The organism is Streptomyces sp. NPDC055078 (assembly GCF_053607985.1).
Window position 1 is genome coordinate 1 of the sequence record NZ_JBSGUP010000798.1, and the last position, 3,367, is coordinate 3,367.

Genomic DNA, 3,367 nt, shown 5'->3' on the forward strand with positions numbered 1-3,367 from the left:
CATCTGGGCCGATCTCTCCTTCGCCGATCTGGCCCGGGTGGTCCGGAGCGGGGCGCTGCTCGCCGCCGTCCGGGACGCCACCGAGGCGGGCGCGGACGGCGAGGCGGCGGCGGCTCCCTTCGCCTCCGGCCCCTGGCTGTTCAGCCACAACGGCGCGGTGTCCGGCTGGCCCGGATCGCTGGCGGCGCTCGCGCGGTCGCTGCCCGCGGCCGAGCTGCTGTCGCTGGAGGCGCGCTGTGACACGGCGCTGCTCTGGGCGCTGGTGCTGCACCGGCTCCGCGACGGCGACGAGGTGGGCCAGGCGCTCGCCGACACGGTGCGGGAGGTGGCAGGCGCCGCGCCGGACTCCCGGCTCAACCTGCTGCTGACCGACGGCGGGACGATCGCGGCCACCGCCTGGGGCGACTCCCTGTGGTACCTGGTGGAACCGGGTGACCACGGGGATCGGACCGGCCGCCGGACCGCAGGTTCGCATCCACGGACCGCAGGTTCGCACCAACGGATCGCCGGTTCTCCACACCGGGCCGCCGGTTCTCCACAGCGGGTCGTCGTGGCCTCCGAGCCGTACGACGACGATCCGCGCTGGCGCGAGGTGCCCGACCGCACGCTGTTGGTCGCCACCCGCGCCGGCATTGACCTGTCCCCGCTCAAGGAGCCTCCTCTGTGAGCCCGTTTCTGCTGACCCGCACCCTGCCCGAGGACGCCACGGACGCCGCTCTGCGCGCCGATGTCCTGCACGGACTGACCCGTACGCCCAAGGAACTGCCGCCGAAGTGGTTCTACGACGCCCGTGGCAGCGAGCTGTTCGAGGAGATCACCCGGCTGCCCGAGTACTACCCCACGCGTGCCGAGCGGGAGATCCTGATCGCCCGCGCGCCCGACATCGCCGCCGCCACCGGGGCGCGGACCCTGGTGGAGCTGGGTTCCGGCTCGTCGGAGAAGACCCGTCATCTGCTGGACGCGCTGCCCGGTCTGCACAGCTATGTACCGGTGGATGTGAGTGAGAGCGCCCTGAAGGGCGCGTCGGACGCCCTGCTCCGGGAGCGTCCGGAGCTGCATGTCCACGCGCTGATCGCCGACTTCACCCGGGGGCTCGCTCTGCCCGGTACACCGGGCCCTCGGCTGGTCGCGTTCCTCGGTGGCACGATCGGCAATCTGCTGCCCGCCGAGCGGGCCGGGTTCCTGCGCTCGGTGCGTACGCTGCTCGGCCCGGGCGACGGGCTGCTGCTGGGGACGGATCTGGTGAAGGACGAGGATGTGCTGGTCCGGGCGTACGACGACGCGGCGGGGGTGACGGCCGCGTTCAACAAGAATGTGCTCCGGGTGCTCGCCCGGGAGCTGGGCGCCGATGTCGACCCCGACGACTTCGACCATGTGGCGCTCTGGGACCGGGAGCGGGAGTGGATCGAGATGCGGCTGCGGGCGCGCTCCGCGCTGAGCGTGAAGATCCCGGAGCTGGGTCTGCTGGTCTCGTTCGACAAGGGCGAGGAGCTGCGCACGGAGGTGTCGGCGAAGTTCCGTCAGGAGGGCGTACGCGCGGAACTGGCCGACGCCGGGATGGAACTGTCCGAGTGGTGGACGGACGCCGGCGGCAGATTCGCGCTGTCCCTGGCGACGGCGTCCGGGGTGCCCGGGGCATCTGGAGTGCCCGGGGCATCTGGGGCGTCCGGGTGAACACCGCCGCCGTCGGACGGCCACCGGCCGCGTTCGGGGGTCACGGCCCGCTGGGCGGCGCGGGCCAGTGAGCGGCGGTCGGGGAAGCGGCCCGCCGGGATCGGGGCCAGCAGCCGGATCTCGGCGGTGAGTTCCCGCGCCGCCGCGATCCGCCACAGGGACGCGGGCAGTGAGTCGTCCCCGACGAAGGCGGCCGTACCGGTGGGCAGATAGGTGATGCGTACGGGCTGGACGTCCGCGCCCGCGTCCAGCGCGGCCTGGAAGACGGCGGGCCGGAACCGGCCCTGGTCGCGCCCGCACCAGGTGGAGCCCTCGGGGAAGGCGATGACCCGGGAGCCCGACCGGAGTGCGGACGCGGTCGCCCGGACGGTGCCGGGCAGGGTCCGGAGCCGGTCGCGCTCCACGAAGAGGGTGCCGCCGCGGGCCGCGAGCGGGCCGAGCACCGGCCAGCTCCGTACCTCGGCCTTCGCGAGCATCCGGCCGGGCAGCGCGACGGCGGTCAGCGGGATGTCCAGCCAGGAGATGTGGTTGGCGACGACGAGGGCGGCCCCGGCCGCGTACGGGGTGCCGACGACACGGGTGCGGACGCCGAAGGCGCGCAGGACCGTTCGGCTCCAGCACCGGGCCGCCCGGTTCCGCGCCCGGGGGCCGAGGAGAGCCGCCAGGGGCGCGAGGGCGAGACCGGCGAGGACGGTGACAGCCGCCGCGCACAGCCGGGCGGCGGCGGTGAGACGTCCCGCCGCCGGGCCGGGGTGGCTCGCGCACCCGGTGGGGGTGCAGGGAGCGCGGGGCAGCCAGGCACTTGCCGGGCCGTGGTTCACCGGGCAGGTGTCAGGGAGAGGAAGTGGCGCAGATAGCGGGGGTCGGTGCGGCGCAGGGAGAGCAGCACACACAGGTCCGCGGCCTGGAAGCCGGGGTCGTGGGCCGGGGCCCCGCAGACCCAGGCGCCGAGCCGCAGATAGCCCCGGAGCAGGGCGGGCAGTTCGGTCCGCCCGGCGGGGAGGGGGACGGCTTCGGCGTTCCAGAGCCGGTGGGGGGTGACCCAGAATTCCTCGGGGGCGAGGTTCCGGGCCCTGACCGTCCGCCAGGTGGCCGCCGCGAGGCCGCCGCCGTCGCTGAGCGGGATCGAGCAGCAGCCGGTCAGCCAGGTGTGGCCGGTGCGGGTCAGATAGCGGGCGAGGCCGGCCCAGATGAGGGAGATGACGGCGCCGTTGCGGTGCCGGGGGTGGACACAGGAGCGCCCGACCTCGACCAGGTCGTCGCGGATGGCGGCGAACCGGGTGAGATCGAATTCGGTTTCGGTGTACAGCCGCCCGGCTATCCGGGCGCGCTCCGGCGGCAGCACCCGGTAGGTGCCGACGACCTCGCCGGTCCCGGCCTCGCGGACCAGCAGATGGTCGCAGTAGGCGTCGAAGGCATCGGTGTCCAGGCCCGGTTCGGGGCCGTCCAGCAGGGCTCCGAACTCCCCGGCGAACACCTGGTGGCGCAGCCGCTGCGCGGCGCGCACATCGTCCTGGTCACGGGCGAGGCACAGGACATAGCGGGACGGTTCAGCCTCCCCGGCGGGCGCGGGCCGGGGCGTGGGGGCGGGGGCGGAGGTGGATCGTGGGGCCGGGGCGGGAACGACGGCAGGCGATGCGGGCATGGCTGTCTCCTGGGCCGGTCGGCAGGGGCCGGACCACCGGTGTGGTGG

Annotated in this window: 3 protein-coding genes and 1 pseudogene; 2 read left to right on the forward strand and 2 right to left on the reverse strand. The window is 74.5% G+C overall.

Translation table 11 applies throughout. The features are described from left to right. Positions 1 to 667 (forward strand): hypothetical protein (locus ACWF94_RS36850; protein WP_453499008.1); only part of this gene is annotated, 667 nt, incomplete at its 5' end. After that, positions 664 to 1,674 (forward strand): L-histidine N(alpha)-methyltransferase, encoded by a 1,011-nt coding sequence (gene egtD / locus ACWF94_RS36855; protein WP_453499010.1) that lies wholly within the window; start codon positions 664 to 666, stop codon positions 1,672 to 1,674. The genes ACWF94_RS36850 and egtD, both read left to right, overlap by 4 nt. 227 nt (positions 1,675 to 1,901) lie before the next feature. Here the strand turns inward: egtD and ACWF94_RS36860 are convergent. Next, positions 1,902 to 2,567 (reverse strand): annotated as a pseudogene (locus ACWF94_RS36860) (lysophospholipid acyltransferase family protein); the annotation flags it as partial. Beyond that, positions 2,492 to 3,319, reverse strand: a complete 828-nt coding sequence (locus tag ACWF94_RS36865) for a GNAT family N-acetyltransferase (RefSeq protein ID WP_453499012.1) — start codon at positions 3,317 to 3,319, stop codon at positions 2,492 to 2,494. The gene ACWF94_RS36865 and the pseudogene ACWF94_RS36860, both read right to left, overlap by 76 nt. Between the last annotated feature and the right edge of the window lie 48 nt (positions 3,320 to 3,367).

Excerpts from the sequence above, each read along its gene's own strand:
- ACWF94_RS36865 (WP_453499012.1), bottom strand. The coding sequence starts at position 3,319 with ATGCCCGCATCGCCTGCCGTCGTTCCCGCCCCGGCCCCACGATCCACC.